The organism is Cyanobium sp. LEGE 06143 (assembly GCF_015207535.1).
Classification (GTDB): domain Bacteria; phylum Cyanobacteriota; class Cyanobacteriia; order PCC-6307; family Cyanobiaceae; genus NIES-981.
Genome location: NZ_JADEWP010000033.1, coordinates 1 through 17360 on the forward strand (window position 1 = coordinate 1; position 17360 = coordinate 17360).

Here is a 17360-nt window from a genome sequence, read left to right on the forward strand (position 1 = left end):
CATTCAATAGCGAACACCTGTACTAGCACTTGTTGGTTCGCTTGTCGCCCCTGCTGCTGCCCTCCTCCTCTCGGCTTCTTGCTCACCAGATGGCTACGCCGCAGCTCATGCTGCCATCGGGGCATCAGCCCAGGCGCCACCTGCCCCTCCTGCTGCAGGCATTGCCTGGGTGAGACCCGGCTCCAGCAGCCACCTGGTGCGTCCCGCTGCGCGTGCCGACTGCAGGCACCGCCTGCTGTGGCTTGCTGTGGCTTGCTGTGGCCGCCCCAGCTGCCACCTAGCAGCACTACTTCGACTGTGCTCAAGCTCCCCTCGGACTCCAGTTGAAGGAGCCCGTGACCACCGTGCGTTGGTCGAGCACCGCCAGCTTGTGGTGCATCTTGTCGCCGCTGGCCAGGCGCGGGGTGCCGACTCCCTCCAGGGGTTGGCGCTGGGGGGCGTTGCCTGCCTCCAGGGCACAGCGGTGATCGGGCAAGGCCACCCCCAGCAGATCCAGCACTTCGCTGAAGGAGCGGTTGGCAAAGCCCGGGTCAGCCAGCAGCCTGATCTCCACGCCGCGGCGGTGCAGCTGCCCCAGGGTGTTGCCCAGCTGCTGATCGGAGAACACGAACAGGGCCAGATCGGCGCTGCGGCGCGTCTGCTTCAGCAGGCTGTCCAGTTGCTCCACGCCATTGGCGCGATCGCGGCGCCGATGGGGCGCGAACAGCACCGCCACGGGGGTGCCTCGCACCCGCACCCTCTGCAGCCCGGGGCTGTCCTTGCCAAGGCCGAAGCGGCTGTCGGCTGCGCCCCCCGGACCATCCCCCCACAGGCGATGGAATTCAGCGCGGAACAGCTCGGCCAGCTCCGGGCTCTCGATCTGCAGCAGGTGGTTCACGTTGCCGCGGGTCTGGGGGGCGCCCGCATCGCCATGAAGTCCGGACGCGGTGAAGTTGGCGGAGCCCGTCACCACCACCGCCTCATCGATCACCAGGAACTTGTGGTGCATCAGACCACTGCCGGCGCTGCCATCGGCGGTGTCGTCCAGCATCGGCACTCCGCCGCGCCGCAGGATCGCCACCGCATCCCCCCCGCCGAGGGCCTGGAGCTGCTGATGCCGCCGCCGCTCCCGCTGGGACAGATCGGCCAGATGCTGCTCCGACCACGCCTGGCTGTAGGTGTTCTCCAGCACAACCTGCACCCTGATGCCCCGCCGTTGCTGGGCGACCAGGGCCTCGGCCACCCTGGGCAGGGAGAGTTCCTGCATCGCCACCAGGATGCTGCGCCGGGCGGAGCTGATGGCGTTGAGCAGCATGGCCTCCAGGTCATCGCCCTGGCGCCACTCGCCGCTCACCGGGCTCCGGTAGCGGTTGCCCGACCGGTGGTTGAACGCCACGGTGAAGCCCCGGGGCAGGGGCGGCTCGGGTTCAGGGGCACCGCCGACTGTGGCCACGGCTGTGCAGCCCACCAGCAGCCCGGAGGCCGCCAGCAGGGCCAGGCTCAGACCACGGCGGACCCTGGTGGTGGTCGTCAGAAGCTCACCCGCCATTTCCTAATGTCTACGGCTGGCAGCAGTGTTGCCTCAAGCGCCCGATCAGGGCCTGGAACCTAGTGGTGAGAGGGCATCTCAGCCGTACGCAGCATCAGCACGAACCAGAGGGTACCCACCACCACGGCCGTGAGCACCGCTGCTGGCAATCCCACCCAGCGCAACACCAGGGGAACCGCCACCGGGAAGGCGAGGGCCCCGGCGAGGGGAGTGATGGCAACCACAAGGCGCATCGGTGTGGCGGGGGTGGGCACAGCCAAGTCAGGTCAGAACCACTCGGCTACAGCCTGGTCGGCCGGGTTGCTGTTGTCTTCCGGAGTGGTGCGACTGAATTCGAGTGTGATGTTGCGGCTCTGATCGCCGTCTGCGGCCACGGCCTCGATGGGATAGATCTGGCGGCCGTCGCGGAAGGGCACCTGCACCCGGAAGGTGCCGTCGGCAGACAGGGGCACGTCCTCGCCGCCGATGGCGAGCTTGGCCGAGGGGTCAGTGGCGCCGTAGACAATCAGCTCGGCGTCGGCCACCAGCCAGAAGGAGCGCTGACGCGGCGCCACGCCTCCGATGCCGGACTCACTGCGGCCGCTGGCCCAGATGCCGGCGCCGGAGGCATTGAGGCCGCCGCTCTCAAAGCCTGTCGTGTCGAGCTCATGGAAGGCCTCGGAACCTCGCCTGATCTGCCGCCACTGGGATGTGGCGCTCTGGTAGAGCCGCTCGTGCAGATCCTGATCAGCTCCTGCAGGGGAGGTCGACGGCGTTGCAGCGGCACTGATCGCTGCTGGAGCCGTCGAACCGGTCTCGAGCGTGAAGGGGACGAACTGGTCGAGGATCTGGTCGCTGGGGTGGAGGGCCGGAACCCGGGCAACAGAGGAGAAGGCCAGTGAGATCCAGCCGCCCGCCGAGCCCTTGCGGTAGCCCAGCTCGACCCGGTAATCGCGATCACTCAGGGGCACCGGCAGGTACCACTCGGTGGCGTGACTGTCGACGATCACCTCCTGGAGGGTATGGGGGTGGGCGGAGCCGCCCGAGAGGCCGGTCACATCGGCAAGCCTCAGGCAGAGCTGGTTGGCCCCTGCGGCAAAGGCGGCGTTGCGATCGGCTTCGGTGATGTCCCAGAACACGTAGGCCCACTGCGGGTCGCGGGGCAGGAACACCACGCTGGTCTCAGCCGTGGGCTGGGGGGCCGGCGGCATGTCGGCCTCAATCGACTTCAGCGATGGACTCTCGGCCTGGGAAGCAGCACTCCCCTGCACCTGGCCGAACCCCTCATTTGGCTGGTCGTCCTTGCGGGCCCCAATCTCAGAGACCAGCTCATCCTTTGACTTACGGCTGTAGAGGGTCACGCCCAGATCGCTGGCAATCTGGCGCAGTTGCCGGAGCGTCATACGGGCCAACGAGGAAAGGGCTTGGCTCACTGCGTAAGGATTCGTTTGGGATCAGTGTGATGCACTTTTCACCTGACGGCCCCGTCCGCTCTTGTGGGGTCAGCATCCACTGACCAGGACTCACGCTCCGGTCCCGCCAGCGATCACGGCAGCCCTGCCGGCGGAGCCCCCCCAGCCGCCCAGGGTCATGGCCACCGCCATGAAAAAAGCGGCCTTGGGCCGCTTGGTTTCTGAGTTTTGAGCGGTCGCGTCAGCGGCCGATGCTGCGGTAAGGCACCTTGGCCAGGTAGTTGATGTCGGCAGCGGAAGCGGCGCTGCTGGCACGCATCGCCGGCAGGCTGCGCACCCAGGGCAGATAGTCCTCGGGGAAGCCGCCACGGCGCTGGCGGGAGCGCTCCGGGTAGGCCTTGGCCGTGCCCGTGTACACCACCTGGGGGAAGCCCAGGATGCTGCGGTAGTAGGCGTCGTAGCGGGGGCTGGTGATGTTGAACGGGGTCTCGCCCAGATCCCGGCTGCCCACCACCCGGTTGCGGTGGTAGGGCACGGTGTCATAGCCGAAGCTGCCCAGGTACTCCTCCGAATCGAGGATGTCGTCCACCATGCCCTTGACCCCGCGGGTCATCAGCACGGCCGACCAGGCGATCTCCTCAGACTTGCCATGGGTGGGGCGGCCCAGTAGCTTCTCCACCAAGTGACGGGCCACCTTGTAGTTGCTGTTCAGGTTGTAGAAGCTGCGGTTGAAGGTGTCGGAGAGGCAGAGGGAGCGGATGAAGTCCCGCACCGTGATCTGGCCGTCCCGCAACTGCGACTCGAGGGTGCGGTCGCGGTCCACCTTGAAGGCATGGAAGAAAATCTGGCGGTACGCCGCTTCGATCACGAAATTCTGATCTTCGCGGTCGATGGCCTTGTCCATGGCCGCAGCCTTGGGATCCTCATCGGAACCCACCCGCAGAGGGTCCACCCGCGAGTTCTGGGTGGTGGGTGCGTACTTCAGGAGGGGCAGGGCCACGCGATTTCAGCATCCGTCGGCCGTGATCGTAGAAGTGCCGCCCCAGCCCTACCGCCGCAGTCCCGGCAGGACTCACAGTCCGTAACGTTTACCAGCCCAGCGGTGAGAGGCTCTGGCCGGCGTTGAGGCGCTCCTTGCCCGCCGTGGCGGCGGGCCGGGGATCAGCCAGGATCCTGGTTTCCACACAGAACGACGCGGTGTTGGAGAGGCCTTCCACGGTGCTGGTGCGCAGCCGCACGTTGGGACCGGCAAAGCTGAAGCGCTCCAGGCTGTTCATCGTCTCGTAGCTGGTGGTGAGCAGCAGCCCATCGCGCTCATCCATGGCGAAGTGGCCGGCCACGGGAGCCGTTTCGGCGTAACCCCTGTCGCGCAGCAGCAGCCCCTGGCGGCCTGCCGCATCGGTGGGGATCAGCCCGAAGACGCTCTCGCCCTCATGGGCCTCGCCGGCCTGGTCCCAGGCCATCGAGGCGTTCCAGGTGACGCGGCAGCCCCCCACCAGCCCGCCGGAGGGCTGGCCGTGCAACGCGGCGATGGCGATCAGGCGCGGATCGTCAGCGGCGAGTTCCACCACTTCGATCCAGGAGCCGCCCGCCTCCGCCCGGCGATGGAGCAGGTGGTGGCTGCTGCGCTGGGAGCGCCAGCGGCCGCAGCTCAGCCGGAAGAAGCCGAGGGCATCGGCGATGGCGTCAGTCACGCGGGCAGGGCAGTTGGCACGATGATCGCAAGCCAGGGGACGAAACGAGGTGGTGATCGGCGTGGCGGCGGCGCTTTGGGCCGCCCTCGGCTGGACCCTCGCCAGCAGTCTGTGGCGACGGCTCCCCCCCTCCCTGGGGGCGGCGCGGCTGAACCTGCTCAAGAACCTGCTGGCCCTGGCCCTGCTGGCCGTGCCCCTGGCCCTAGTGGTGGGCGCCCCCGGGCTCTCCGCCCTGCCCGGCACAGGCCTGGCCCTGCTGGCCGCCAGTGGGGTGCTGGGCATCGCGGCGGGCGACAGCCTCTTTTTCGCGGCTCTGCGGCGCCTGGGCACCCGCCGCACCCTCACGGTGGAGGCCGGCGGCCCCGTCCTCACCGCAGCGGCGGCGGCACTCCTGCTCGGGGAGGCGCTGGGCCCGCAGCAGTGGGCCGGGATCGGCCTGATCAGCGTTGCCCTGGTGCTGGTGGCCCGTCAGGGCTCCCCTGCCGCGGTCGGCGCTGCGGGGCCGCCGGCAGCGGCCGGGCTGCTGCTGGCTGCGGCGGCGATGGTCTGCGGCAGTGCCGGCGCCCTTCTGGCCCGGGCGGCCCTCCAGGGCGGTGCGATCAGCCCCTTGGCGGCCACGGGCCTGCGCCTGGCTGCGGCCAGCCTGGTGATGCTGCCCTTGCTGCCCGGCCTGGTGCGCCGCTGGCGACGGCCCGCCGGCGCCTGCGCCCGCAGTACCGGCTCGATGCGCTCCCTCTGGGGGCTGGTGCTGCTGGCCACCCTGCTGGGCACGGTCGGCGGGATCGCCCTGCAACAAGTGGCCCTGAGCCGCCTGCCAGCAGGACTGGCGGTGTCCTTGCTGGCCACGGCGCCGGTGATGGCCGTGCTGCTGGCGCCGCTGGAGGGAGACAGGCCACTGCTGAGCGGCTGGCTGGCGGCCCTGGCTGCCCTGGCCGGGGTGGTGCTGCTGGTGAGCTGATCGACTCAGCCCAGGGGCAGGTGGTGGTCAGGAACCAGCGTCATCGATTCTGAGGCGCTGATCTGCGGCGGCCTTGGCGCTCTGGCACAGCTCAGGGAGCTCCAGGGCCAGGGCCGTGCTGCCCAGGCCCGACGCGATTGACTCGAGCTGGCGGCCTGCGGCCTCGAGCTGATCCAGAAAGGTGTGCCGAAAGGAGGGGTCGTCGCTCAGCTGTGGCACCCCGCAGGCCCAGTGGTTCAGGGCAGTCCGATCAGGGGGCGCCCCCTCCCGCCGTGCGGCGATGGACTGGAGGGTGCGCAGGCCATGGGCCAGAAGCCTGAGGTGATGCCGCTCCAGGGCGGGGAGCAGGGTGGCCTCCAGCTCGGCCAGCTCGTTGGCGCTGAGCGGACCTTGCATCCCTTGCCTGGGGGAAGCGGGCATGGCGGGCGTGCTCAGGAGGCGACGGCGGGCTGGAGCCGGAACCCGCAGGAGTGCCCTGCTTCCAGCCGCCACTGCACCCTCTCCACCAAGCAGTCGGGGAAGGTTTCGCGGATCAGGCGCAGTTCCTGGTCACAGACGCAGGGAAACTGCTCGGCGATCCGCATCACGGAGCAGTGGAATTCCTGGATCACCCAGGAGTGGCCATCGGGATCGGGGCTGCACTCGGCCACATAGCCCTCCTGCCGCCTCAGGTCCACGAGCCGCTCAAGCCGCTCCTTCAGGCTGCCTGCCCCCACATGGCGGCGGTACGACTGGGCTTTCTGGCTTCCCTGCTGGCAGAGCAGCAGGTTCACGGTCTCCTCGGAGAGCGACTCCGTCATCGACTGGAGCAGACCGAGGGCAAAATCCTCGCTTCCGTCTGGAAACCGGCCCTGCCCCTGGGCGGTGAGATGCCACTGGTTGCTCGGGCGCCCAGGACCGGCGGCACTGAGGCTGGAGTGCACGAGCCCCTCCTCCTCCAGAGTGCGCAGGTGGCGCCGCATCACTTGCACGGAGACATCCAGCCGCTGGGCCAGTGCCGCTGCCGTGGACTCTCCATGGCGCAGGAGCAGGGCCAGGGCCGCCTCCCGGGTGGAGGAGGGTGTGGTGTCGGCGCTGTTCACTGCGGCGCCAGGGGCTGGTGAACGGCCCACAGACGCGAAGCAAGCCGCGGAGGTGTCACTGATGACTGGAGTGGCGAGGCCATCCGGGGCTGAACCTGAAACGATTGCAGTGGTCGGGGTGCTGTAGGCGATGGGTCATCGCATCACTCACACCGGGTGCCAACACGATGCCACGGGTTCGCGGCGATTGGGTGGCCAGACCCGCCAGCCCTCACCTGGGCGGCACAATGGGAGAGCACCCACCCCCAGGATCTGTGCCCTAAGCTGCGGGAAAGGAAACCTAAGGGTTTCGTAATCAGCGGTTTTGGTCAGGTTGGCCGCTTCAGAGCCGATCCTGAGTCTCCTTGCTCAAGCCGGCACTTCGGCCTGTTGAGATCAACGCCCAGCGTCCTCGCTTTCCTGCCCGGGTTCCTGCTGCCACGCCTGTCAGCTCTCTTCTGCCCTCCCTCTGTCGCCCTTCTCCCTCCATGTCTGATTCCGCCGCCGCCAGCTCCGCACCCAGCCCCGAGAGCCTGGAGGTGATCCGGAAGTTTGCTGAGACCTACGCCCAGCGCACCGGCACCTACTTCTGCAGTGATCCGGGGGTGACGGCGGTGGTGCTGGAGGGCCTGGCCCGCCACAAGGAGGACCTCGGCGGTGCCCTTTGCCCCTGCCGCCACTACGAAGACAAGGAGGCTGAGGTGGCGCAGGCCTTCTGGAATTGCCCCTGTGTGCCGATGCGGGAGCGCAAGGAGTGCCACTGCATGCTGTTCCTGACCGAAGACAACCCTTTCCGCGGTGAGAAGCAGTCCATCAGCATCGAAGAAATCAAAACCCTCGCCGCCGGCTGATCCACCGCTTTTCCCAACATGTCTACAGCCACCGTCGGAGAACTTGTTTCTCAGCCTTATAAGTATGGTTTCGTCACTGACATTGAAACCGATAAGATTGCCAAGGGCCTCAGCGAGGACGTGGTTCGGCTGATCTCCGCCAAGAAAGAGGAGCCTCAGTTTCTGCTTGATTTCCGTCTGCGTGCCTACCGGCAGTGGCTGCAGATGCAGGAGCCCGATTGGGCGGCACTGGGCTTCCCGGCCATTGATTACCAGGAGATCATCTATTACGCCGCTCCCAGACAGCAGGAGAAAAAAGCCAGCCTCGATGAGGTGGATCCCAAGCTGCTGGAAACCTTTGACAAGCTCGGCATCCCCCTGGGTGAGCAGAAGCGGCTTTCCAACGTGGCTGTGGATGCCGTGTTCGACAGCGTGTCCATTGCCACCACCTTTCGCGAAAAGCTCGCCGAAGACGGTGTGATTTTCTGCTCGATCAGCGAGGCTGTCAAGGATTTCCCCGAACTGATCGAGGCTTACCTGGGCACGGTGGTGCCCACCAACGACAATTTCTTTTCAGCACTCAATTCCGCCGTCTTCAGCGATGGCTCTTTTGTGTTCATCCCCAAGGGTGTGGCGTGCCCGATGGAGCTGTCCACTTATTTCCGCATCAACTCCGGAGATACCGGCCAGTTTGAGCGCACCCTGATTGTGGCTGAGGAGGGTGCCTCCGTGAGTTACCTCGAAGGCTGCACGGCACCGATGTTTGACACCAACCAGCTACACGCTGCAGTGGTTGAGCTGGTGGCCCTCGATGACGCCTCCATCAAGTATTCCACCGTGCAGAACTGGTATGCCGGCGATGAGAATGGGAAAGGAGGCATCTACAACTTCGTCACCAAGCGGGGCCATTGCCGCGGCGAGCGCAGCAAGATCAGTTGGACCCAGGTGGAAACCGGATCAGCCATCACCTGGAAATACCCCAGCTGCGTTCTGCAGGGAGCTGATTCCGTCGGTGAGTTCTATTCAGTGGCCCTCACCAACAACCGTCAGCAGGCTGACACCGGCACCAAGATGGTGCATGTGGGCCCCCGCACCCGCTCCACGATCGTGAGCAAGGGCATCAGCGCCGGCCACTCCTCCAACAGCTACCGCGGCCTGGTGCAGATCGGCCCGAAAGCCCTGGGTGCCCGTAATTACAGCCAGTGCGATTCGATGTTGATCGGCGATCAGGCTGCTGCCAACACCTACCCCTACATCCGCTGCCAGCAGCCCGAGGCCGCTGTGGAGCACGAGGCCAGCACCTGCCGCATCTCGGCAGACCAGCTCTTCTATCTGCAGAGCCGCGGGATCGGCTTTGAAGAGGCGGTGTCGATGATGGTGAGCGGCTTCTGCCGCGATGTGTTCAACCAGCTGCCGATGGAGTTTGCCGCCGAAGCCGACAAGCTGCTGGCCCTCAAGTTGGAGGGATCGGTGGGTTAGGCCTCTCCACCACCTCTCCCCTGTTGCTCCAACTGTTCAGTCCAGCTTCCGCACCGTCCAGCCCCCCGTTCTGTTTCTGATTTTCCGTGATTCGCCCAGACGCCCCCGTACTCCTAGAGATCCGTGACCTGCAGGCTTCGGTGGAGGACCAGCCCATCCTCAAGGGGGTGAACCTCACGATCAGAGCCGGTGAGGTGCATGCCGTGATGGGCCGCAATGGCAGCGGCAAGAGTACCCTCTCCAAGGTGCTGGCCGGTCACCCCGCCTACACCGTCACCGGCGGCTCGGTCCACTACCGCGGCGACAACMTGCTSGAGCTGGATCCGGAAGAGAGGGCCCGCATCGGACTCTTCCTCGGCTTCCAGTACCCGGTGGAGATTCCCGGGGTGAGCAACCTCGAGTTCCTGCGGGTGGCCACCAACGCCCGCCGCAGCCAGCAGGGTGCCGAGGAGCTCGACACCTTCGCCTTCGAGGATCTGGTGCGCGAGCGCCTGGCGGTGGTTCAGATGGACCCCGCCTTTCTCGATCGCAGCGTCAACGAGGGGTTCAGCGGCGGTGAGAAAAAGCGCAACGAGATCCTGCAGATGGCCCTGCTGGAACCTGTGGTGGCCATCCTCGATGAAACGGATTCCGGCCTCGACATCGATGCCCTGCGCATCGTGGCCGGCGGCGTCAACCAGCTCGCCAGCCCTGACAATGCCACCCTGTTGATCACCCACTACCAGCGCCTGCTGGAGGTGATCACCCCGGACTATGTGCACGTGATGGCGGCTGGTCGCATCCTGCGCAGCGGTGGCAAGGAGCTGGCTCTTGAGCTGGAGCGCACCGGCTATGACTGGGTGGACGAGCAGGTCGCCCGCCTCGAGGCAGCTGCCGAGCGCCAGCCTTTGGAGGTGGGCTGATGGTGGCCAGCTCCCGAGCTCCTGTCGCCCCTGCTCCCACTGCCGGCACTGAGGCCTGGCTCAGCGCCCTGGCCGGGGCAGCGCTGCCCACCCGCCGCCAGGAGGACTGGCGCTTCACCGATCTTTCGGCGCTGCAGAACCTGCCCCAGTGCCTCGCTGCTCCCGCCACCAGCTGCTGGGATCTGGAGACGCTGCCGGCCGGCATCAGCCGCCTTTCCGCCGAGGCGGCGGCTGCCGAGCAGGGCCGCTCGCTGGCGGCCACCGGCTGCAGTGAGCACTGGCCGGTGCGGCTGAATGCCGGTGCTGATCCGGCCCTGCTGGCCCTGCGGGTGAGTGGCTGCGCCGATCCCCTCGAGCTGTTGTGGCAGGCCGGTGCCGGCGAGGGTCTGCGGGCCAGGCGGCTGCTGCTGGTGCTGGAGCCGGGGGCGAGCCTCGATCTGTTTCTGCTGATCACCGCCGCCGGCCCCCAGGCGCTGAGCCTGGTGATCGAGGTGGCGATGGCCACCGACAGTCGCCTCAACTTCGGCAGCCTGGCCATCGGCAAGGGCGGCCAGGCCACCCTGCTGGCCCACACGGCCATCCGCCAGGCCTCCGGCAGCCAGCTGAAGCTGGTGAACGGCAGCTCTGGCTGGGCGCTGCTGCGCCAAGAACCCCGCTTGGTGCAGACCGATGGCGCCGCCCACGCCTGCCTGCGCGGGCTGCAGCTCGTCGATGGCGAGCAGGTGGCTGACACCCATAGCCATGTGTGCTTCGAGGGCCCGGCCGGCAGCCTCGACCAGCTGCACAAGGTGGTGGCCGATGATCGCGGCCGCAGCGTGTTCAACGGTGCTGTGCAGGTGCCCCGGGTGGCCCAACAGACCAATGCGGCCCAGCTGAGCCGCAACCTGCTGCTCTCCGACCGCGCCAGGATTGACACCAAGCCCGAACTGGAAATCGTGGCCGATGACGTCAAGTGCGCCCACGGCGCCACCGTGAGTCGCCTGCAGCGCGAGGAGCTCTTCTACCTCCAGAGCCGTGGCATCGCCGCCGCCCAGGCCGCCGCCCTGCTCAAGCGCGGCTTCTGTGAGGAGGTGCTGCGCGAGCTGCCCGCTGCCGCCGCCCGCCATCGCCCGCTCCAGAGCCTGCTGGGAGAAGCCTGAAGCTCCATGCCGATCACCTCCGCCATCGCCCAGGCTGCCGCCAGCCCCGACAGCGCCCCCCTCTCCAGTCCTGCGGGAGCGGAGCCGGCCGTGATGGCGCCTGACAACCTGGCCCTGCAGACGCGGCCCGACTTTCCCCTGCTCGCCCAGACGGCCTGCCTCGGCCAGCCGCTGATCTATCTCGATCACGCCGCCACCAGCCAGAAGCCGCGGCAGGTGCTCTCGGCCCTGCAGCGCTACTACGACCACGACAACGCCAACGTGCACCGGGGCGCCCACCAGCTGAGCGCCAGAGCCACGGAGGGCTTTGAGGGCGCCAGGGCCAAGACGGCCGCCTTTGTGGGTGCGGCCAGCCCCCGGGAGATCGTGTTCACCCGCAATGCCAGCGAGGCGATCAACCTGGTGGCCCGCACCTGGGGCGAGGCCAACCTCAAGCCGGGCGATGAGATTCTGCTCTCGGTGATGGAGCACCACAGCAACCTGGTGCCCTGGCAGCTGCTGGCCGCCCGCACCGGCTGCGTGCTGCGCCATGTGGGCCTCACGGCCACCGGCGAGCTCGACCTCGACGATCTGCGTGCCCAGCTCAATGACCGCACCCGGCTGGTGAGCCTGGTGCAGGTGAGCAACACCCTCGGTTGCCTCACGCCGATCGCCGAGATCGCGCCCCTGGCCCATGCCGTGGGGGCACTGCTGCTGGTGGATGCCTGCCAGAGCCTGGCCCACCTGCCGGTGGATGTGGCCCGTCTCGACTGCGACTTCCTCGTGGGCAGCTCCCACAAGCTGTGCGGCCCCACGGGCATGGGCTTCCTCTGGGCCCGCGAGGCCCTGCTGGAGGCGATGCCGCCCTTCCTGGGGGGCGGCGAAATGATCCAGGACGTGTTTCTTGACCACAGCAGCTGGGCTGAACTGCCCCACAAGTTCGAGGCGGGCACCCCGGCGATCGGCGAGGCGATCGGCATGGGGGCCGCCCTCGACTATCTGCAATCGATCGGGCTGGAGCGGATCCACCGCTGGGAGCAACAGCTCACCCGCCGCCTGTTCGAGCGGCTCAACGCCATCGACGGGGTGACGATCCTGGGGCCCACTCCAGACCAGCAGCCCGATCGCGGTGCCCTCGCCGCCTTCACCGTGGAGGGCCTGCACGCCAATGATCTGGCGGCTCTGCTCGACTCGGCCGGGATCTGCATCCGCAGCGGCCACCACTGCACCCAACCGCTGCATCGGCTCTACGGGATCCCCGGCTCGGCGCGGGCCAGCCTCAGTTTCACCACCTCCCCCGAGGAGATCGACCGCTTCGCGGAGGAACTGGAGGGCACGATCGGCTTCCTGCGCGAGCACAGCTGAGATCGGGCCCCCGGGCCCACCTTCCCTCTCCCATGCTGCTGCTTCCCGAGCGCAAGGCGCTGTTCCTGCACATTCCCAAGACCGGGGGGCAGACCATCGAGCGCCTGCTCGGTTTCCCCCACTGCCACCAGCATCACTCCAGCAAGGGCCTGCCCAGTGACTGGCAGCGCTGGTTCCGCTTCACCTTCGTGCGGCACCCGGTGGATTGCTTCATCAGCGCCTGCAACTACTACGTGGACATGGCGGGGCGCCATCAACGCCGCTACCGGCAGCCCGCCGAGCGGGGTGTGATCGCCAGCTTTCGGCTCTGGTTGCTGGAGGAGAAGCCCAGCCTGCCGCAGGTGGTGGAGGCACTGCAGGCCCAGGATCTCTACCGCCGGCATGCTGGCTTCGCGCCCCAGCTGCGGCGCATCAGGGCTGTGCAACCCCAGTTCCTGGGACGGTTCGAACGCTTTGCCGACGATGTGAACACGGTGCTGACACTGCTCGATGTGGACGCCAGGCTCGAGGCGGGGGCGCCGCGCATCAACGCCTCGAAGCGGCACTATCGGCAGGTCGATCTCGATGGGCCTGCCCTGCAGGCGCTCAGCCGCTTGTATCGGGCTGATTTCCAGCAGCTGGGCTACAGGCCCGCCCCTCCCACTGCCCTTCCCAACGATGAACATTGACGGCCAGGCCTGGCGCACCATCTGGCTGGAGCCCGATGGCCGTTCGGTGGGGGTGATCGACCAGACCCTGCTGCCCCATCGCTTCACCACCCGCCAGCTCAGCAGCTGTGACGCGGCGGCCGAGGCGATCCGCACGATGGTGGTGCGGGGGGCGCCCCTGATCGGTGTCACGGGGGCCTATGGGCTGATGCTGGCCCTGCAGAGCGACCCCAGCGACACCGCCCTCGCCCAGGCCTACGACCAGCTCAATGCCACCCGGCCCACGGCCGTGAACCTGCGCTGGGCCTTGCAGCGGGTGCGGCAGCGGGTGCAGGCCTTGCCGGAACGAGAGCGGGCCGAGGCGGCGCGTCTCGAGGCCGCGGCGATCGCCGAGGAGGACGTGGCCATGTGCGCGGCCATCGGCGACCACGGCCTGGCGCTGTTTCAGGCCTTGGCCGCGGGCCGAGCGCTCGAACGGCAGGGGCGGCCGTTCCAGGTGCTCACCCACTGCAATGCCGGCTGGTTGGCCACGGTCGACTGGGGCACGGCCCTGGCGCCGATCTACAAGGCCCACCGCGCCGGCCTGGACCTGCACGTGTGGGTGGACGAGACCCGGCCCCGCAACCAGGGAGCCAGCCTCACCGCCTTTGAGCTGGGCCGGGAGGGGGTACCCCACACCGTGATCGTGGACAACGCCGGCGGTCACCTGATGCAGCACGGCCTGGTGGACGCCGTGATCGTGGGCACCGACCGCACCACCCGCAGCGGCGATGTCTGCAACAAGATCGGCACCTACCTCAAGGCCCTCGCCGCCCACGACAACGGCGTGCCCTTTTACGTGGCCCTGCCGGGCTCCACCATCGACTGGAGCCTGCGCGACGGCCTCGCGGAGATTCCGATCGAGGCTCGCTCCGGCAGTGAGGTGACCCAGATCAGCGGTCGCCTGCTCAACACCGGTGCCATCGCCGCTGCTGGAGAGTCCGCTGCCATGGAATCCGCCACGGTGGCCCTCACTCCGGAGGGCAGCGAGGGCTTCAATCCGGCCTTCGATGTCACCCCGGCCCGGCTGGTGACAGCCCTGATCACCGAACGGGGCGTGGCCCCGGCCAGCGAGGCCGGCCTGGTGGGGCTCTATGGGGACCTGGGCGGTGCGGGCAGCTCGGGCAGTTCGGGCGGCGCGGGAGGTCAGGGAGGTTTGCAGTAGAGGCCAGCCCCGCTGGTCTTTAGCCTCGGGATTCCCGCGCCTCCGCCCATGGCCAGCCCGGAGCTCGAGCTGCGCCAGGCCTTGGTGCTGGCGGCCCGGCGGATGAACAGCGCGGGGATCAACCAGGGCACCTCCGGCAACCTCTCAGCCCGGATCCCCGGGGGCCTGCTGATCACCCCGAGTGGCACGCCCTACGAACGGATGGAGCCCGCGGACCTGTGCGCCATCGATGTCCATGGCCAGCCCCTGGATGCCGTGTCGCGTCCGGAGGGTCTGAGGCCCTCCTCCGAGTGGCGGCTGCATGCGGACCTGCTGCGCAGCCGGCCGGAGCTGAACGCTGTGGTGCACTGCCATTCGATCCAGGCCACCGCCCTGGCCTGCCATGGCCGCGGCCTTCCCCCGTTCCACTACATGGTGGTGATGGCCGGTGGGCCGGACATCCGCTGTGCGCCCTATGCCACCTTCGGCAGCCAGCAGCTCTCCGATCTGGCCCTGCAGGCCCTGAGCGGGCGCCGCGCTTGCCTGCTGGCCCAGSNNGGCCAGSTSAYCNNGSSASSCASWSMNCGAGNNCASGNGCTGGSCCTNNGGCNNGNATCGWKKTGSWRNCMMTSGCCYMYRYSWAYSYSCMKGCCMWNGCRGSYGSSWSMGCCSYSNCCASCWSYCGSSMGMMGMSAYGGNNGCCRGSWNNCGMACAGCMYNNCRGCWNCWGSRCKAYGNCGRGCMSWGNTCGSCCNGMYKRCNCRASSGCTCGGCMGCMSGYKSTSRGGNNNNCNCRGCASCWSGNNGRYCSMGCYCNCGGMSRSCASSNAKGCSCNTGSTGKNGARSRSKMGCWSYRWCGCYRGRCRSMRGCMGSTYCWGGNGNCCAMSSCCMAGCCSGCCNNGGCNAGSSSCRYCASYACSGYSMYNNCRCWCCASCGGCCMNANNNGNNTSCAGCMNCAGYYNNGCTYGMKYSWRRWKNCYKGYMKSSMGCWSCWGCNNGGYCRRMGSSATCSNCCRYSWGCRRCASCACCRSGMMRCTCSCCRCCANGCMGGTGGMMKGRSCNANSKCSAKSNCCGCYSKMKMRMMCNCAGNCGCSRSNCAGNGMYKCKCRNCGCCAGNCMGCNNAGSNCCASCRSCASGKNCNRGMSYAGGCNGNMASSKWTNCRGCWCNGNGMGSKGCMSNCCANTCSRCWCGGNAGCMANNCCASSYCSWGNTSCRGNGSTGRMSRSMGYSRYCRSCAGGKCSGCNAGMGMSGGYGNTSAGCCNNNGCGTCWNCRSYGRSGCCSNGNCCMGGSCNNCCWGGCCSRKGCSCYSYAGCNNAGCAGCCGCACCAGCAGCGAGCCCGGCACGAAGCCCAGCAGGATCACAATCCGGCCGCTCAACTGCTGGAACAGCCACTGGTAGCCCTGGCTGTTGTTCAGGTACCAGTCCGTGGGGATCCAGCCGGGTTCGATGGCCTGTCGGGCCAGGGCCAGCTTGCCGGCCTCGTTGTCGCCCAGATTGCCGCCGAACAGGGCCAGGGCCGTGATCACCAGGCCGATGGCCAGGGCGCTGCGCCAGCGGCTGGGTGGATGGGAGCTGGTGATCGGGGGAATGGGAACGGTTGCTCCATTGAAGAGGGCCGTCGCTGCCCTGGCCGTCTTCCGCATCACCCGCGGCCGTGGCACCCGGGCCAGCCTTACTCCGGCCAGCCCACCTGGGGGGCCAGCCGTTGTGGTGGCGGGCTGCCGTCATCTTGCCCAGCAGCGACCAGCTCGGCCAGCAGCTCGTCCACCCTGCGCCCGGCATCTGGCGGCACCAGCTCCGGTGCCAGGGCCGCCAGCGGCGCCAGCACGAAGGTACGCTCCAGGTAGAGCGGATGGGGCAGCCACAGGGCGGTGCTCTGGCGCCGATGGCCGCCGCACCAGAGCAGATCGAGATCGAGGCTGCGCGGCCCCCAGGGCTGCAGCCGCTGCCGGCCGAAGGCCGCCTCCAGGCTCTGCAGGGCCAGCAGCAGGGGCAGCGGATCGCCCCCGCTCGGCGCCCCCGCCGCGCCTTCGTCGCCAGGGCCGCTGGCCAGCAGCACCGCATTGAGATAGGGCGGCTGGCCGGCTGGACCCCCCACGGGAGCGGTGCGGAACAGCGGCGACCAGCGCAGCCGCCAGGAGCCCACCGCCGGATCCGCCCCGGCCCAGTGCTGCAGCACCTGGCTCAGCAGCGGCCGTACCGCCGTGAGGGTGGCCAGCGGGTCGCCCAGGTTGGCCCCCAGGGCGATGGCCGTGGAAGGCCCGGGCGCCGCGGTGCTGGCAGCGGCTGGATTCACCCCGCCTGCGTTCAGGGCTCCCCCAGGAAATCGCGCTTGCCCAGCACCACGCCGTTGTGGCGCAGGATCCCGTAGGCGGTGCTGGTGTGGAAGTAGACGTTGGGCAGCACGAAGCCGGAGAGGAACGGCCAGCCGATCATGGTGATGCTCTGCCCGGGGCCGATCGGCACGCTCACCTCCCGCTCGGCGCTGTCCTCCAGCTGGTTGGGGGCGTAGCCGCCCAGCTCGTTGACGGCGGCCTCGAGGCGCTCGATCAACTGCGCAAAGGTGGTCTCGTCATCGGCCACGGCGACGGCCTCCACGCCGGCGAGGCGGGCCACCCCGCGGCGGGCGATGTCGGCGGCGATCTGCACCTGCCGGGTCAGGGGGAACATGTCCGGGTAGAGGCGGCTGGCCAGCAGCACGGCCGGATCGATGCCGCCGGCCTCGGCGTGCGCCTCCGCCTTGGCCAGCACCGCCGCCAGGTTGGTGAGGGTGCGCTGCAGGGGCGGCACGGCGGCCGCATGCATGGAGAGGGACATGATTCGGCCCGGCCGGTGAGCAGATCCTGAGGCTAAGGGCTGTGCCGTTGTCGAGTTCCCGCAGGCCCATCGGCCAGACTGACCTCCCTCCACCTCCGGCCCGCGCCCCATGGTTGTCAGCGGCTCAGCAGCGTCTCCGGCTCCGGCCGGCCAGGGTGCTGATCGCTCCTTCCCGCTGGCGGCGATCACCGGCCACGGCACCCTCAAGCTCGCCCTGCTGCTGGCCGCCGTGGATCCTGGCCTCGGCGGCGTGGTGATCGCCGGCGGCCGCGGCACCGGCAAGTCGGTGCTGGCCCGGGGCCTGCACGCCCTGCTGCCGCCCATCGACGTGCTCGATCTGGGCGGCGCGGCGGTGCAGGCCCTCAACGTGGATCCCC

18 protein-coding genes and 1 pseudogene are annotated in these 17360 nt (G+C 68.8%); 10 read left to right on the forward strand and 9 right to left on the reverse strand.

The annotated features are described in order from the left end of the window. Positions 1-301: 301 nt before the first annotated feature. The 5 genes from IQ216_RS04030 to IQ216_RS04050 all read right to left on the reverse strand — a co-directional run bounded on the left by IQ216_RS04030 (position 302) and on the right by IQ216_RS04050 (position 4613). Positions 302-1528 carry a phospholipase D-like domain-containing protein gene (locus tag IQ216_RS04030; protein WP_193814434.1) on the reverse strand — a complete coding sequence of 409 codons (1227 nt, stop codon included), beginning with the start codon at positions 1526-1528 and terminating at the stop codon, positions 302-304. Between the two features lie 59 nt (positions 1529-1587). Continuing rightward, on the reverse strand, positions 1588-1788 hold the full coding sequence (locus IQ216_RS04035) for a hypothetical protein (RefSeq protein ID WP_186700901.1): 201 nt from the start codon (positions 1786-1788) through the stop codon (positions 1588-1590). A gap of 6 nt (positions 1789-1794) precedes the next feature. Beyond that, entirely contained in the window at positions 1795-2910 is a 1116-nt protein-coding gene (locus tag IQ216_RS04040; RefSeq protein WP_193814435.1) for a DUF4912 domain-containing protein, read from the reverse strand. 250 nt (positions 2911-3160) lie between these two features. Next, the gene (locus IQ216_RS04045) at positions 3161-3919 is read right to left on the reverse strand and encodes a phycobilisome rod-core linker polypeptide (protein ID WP_186698546.1); all 759 of its coding nucleotides are present in this window, start codon (positions 3917-3919) and stop codon (positions 3161-3163) included. A gap of 88 nt (positions 3920-4007) precedes the next feature. Next, on the reverse strand, positions 4008-4613 hold the full coding sequence (locus IQ216_RS04050) for a phycobiliprotein lyase (RefSeq protein WP_186698548.1): 606 nt from the start codon (positions 4611-4613) through the stop codon (positions 4008-4010). A 49-nt stretch (positions 4614-4662) separates the two neighbouring features. On the opposite strand from IQ216_RS04050, the gene IQ216_RS04055 reads away from it, so the two are divergent. Continuing rightward, a complete protein-coding gene (locus tag IQ216_RS04055; protein ID WP_193814436.1) occupies positions 4663-5571 on the forward strand; it encodes an EamA family transporter in 909 nt (302 codons plus the stop codon). Positions 5572-5598: 27 nt separating this feature from the next. On the opposite strand, the gene IQ216_RS04060 is transcribed toward IQ216_RS04055, so the two are convergent. Both IQ216_RS04060 and sufR read right to left on the reverse strand, forming a co-directional pair. Then, complete coding sequence (locus IQ216_RS04060; protein ID WP_228007113.1) at positions 5599-5991, reverse strand: hypothetical protein; 393 nt, start codon at positions 5989-5991, stop codon at positions 5599-5601. Between the two features lie 11 nt (positions 5992-6002). Then, positions 6003-6653: an iron-sulfur cluster biosynthesis transcriptional regulator SufR gene (gene sufR, locus IQ216_RS04065; RefSeq protein ID WP_193814437.1), complete on the reverse strand. Its 651-nt coding sequence runs from the start codon at positions 6651-6653 to the stop codon at positions 6003-6005. 467 nt (positions 6654-7120) lie between these two features. Here sufR and IQ216_RS04070 point away from each other — a divergent pair, with 467 nt between their 5' ends. The 8 genes and pseudogenes from IQ216_RS04070 to IQ216_RS04105 all read left to right on the forward strand — a co-directional run. Continuing rightward, positions 7121-7483, forward strand: a complete 363-nt coding sequence (locus IQ216_RS04070; RefSeq protein WP_193814438.1) for a ferredoxin-thioredoxin reductase catalytic domain-containing protein — start codon at positions 7121-7123, stop codon at positions 7481-7483. A gap of 18 nt (positions 7484-7501) precedes the next feature. Further along, positions 7502-8941, forward strand: a complete 1440-nt coding sequence (gene sufB, locus IQ216_RS04075; RefSeq protein ID WP_193814439.1) for a Fe-S cluster assembly protein SufB — start codon at positions 7502-7504, stop codon at positions 8939-8941. 86 nt (positions 8942-9027) lie between these two features. After that, on the forward strand, positions 9028-9843 hold the full coding sequence (gene sufC / locus IQ216_RS04080) for a Fe-S cluster assembly ATPase SufC (protein ID WP_193814440.1): 816 nt from the start codon (positions 9028-9030) through the stop codon (positions 9841-9843). Continuing rightward, positions 9843-10982, forward strand: coding sequence for a Fe-S cluster assembly protein SufD (sufD, locus tag IQ216_RS04085; RefSeq protein WP_193814441.1), 1140 nt, complete (start codon positions 9843-9845; stop codon positions 10980-10982). Before sufC ends, sufD begins: the two co-directional genes overlap by 1 nt. Before the next feature lie 93 nt (positions 10983-11075). Beyond that, the gene (locus IQ216_RS04090) at positions 11076-12326 is read left to right on the forward strand and encodes a SufS family cysteine desulfurase (protein WP_186700102.1); all 1251 of its coding nucleotides are present in this window, start codon (positions 11076-11078) and stop codon (positions 12324-12326) included. 32 nt (positions 12327-12358) lie between these two features. Further along, positions 12359-12994 (forward strand): sulfotransferase family 2 domain-containing protein, encoded by a 636-nt coding sequence (locus tag IQ216_RS04095; protein WP_193814442.1) that lies wholly within the window; start codon positions 12359-12361, stop codon positions 12992-12994. Next, positions 12984-14177 carry an S-methyl-5-thioribose-1-phosphate isomerase gene (gene mtnA / locus IQ216_RS04100; RefSeq protein WP_193814443.1) on the forward strand — a complete coding sequence of 398 codons (1194 nt, stop codon included), beginning with the start codon at positions 12984-12986 and terminating at the stop codon, positions 14175-14177. Before IQ216_RS04095 ends, mtnA begins: the two co-directional genes overlap by 11 nt. 48 nt (positions 14178-14225) lie before the next feature. Further along, positions 14226-14717: pseudogene (locus IQ216_RS04105) on the forward strand (class II aldolase/adducin family protein); the annotation flags it as partial. A 1121-nt stretch (positions 14718-15838) separates the two neighbouring features. On the opposite strand, the gene folK reads toward IQ216_RS04105, so the two are convergent. Both folK and IQ216_RS04115 read right to left on the reverse strand, forming a co-directional pair. Next, on the reverse strand, positions 15839-16462 hold the full coding sequence (gene folK, locus IQ216_RS04110) for a 2-amino-4-hydroxy-6-hydroxymethyldihydropteridine diphosphokinase (protein ID WP_193814444.1): 624 nt from the start codon (positions 16460-16462) through the stop codon (positions 15839-15841). 11 nt (positions 16463-16473) lie between these two features. After that, the gene (locus IQ216_RS04115) at positions 16474-16983 is read right to left on the reverse strand and encodes a DUF1993 family protein (protein ID WP_193814445.1); all 510 of its coding nucleotides are present in this window, start codon (positions 16981-16983) and stop codon (positions 16474-16476) included. A 109-nt stretch (positions 16984-17092) separates the two neighbouring features. Here IQ216_RS04115 and IQ216_RS04120 point away from each other — a divergent pair. Continuing rightward, positions 17093-17360, forward strand: a 268-nt coding sequence (locus tag IQ216_RS04120) for an ATP-binding protein (protein WP_193814446.1), incomplete at its 3' end; no start/stop codon positions are given.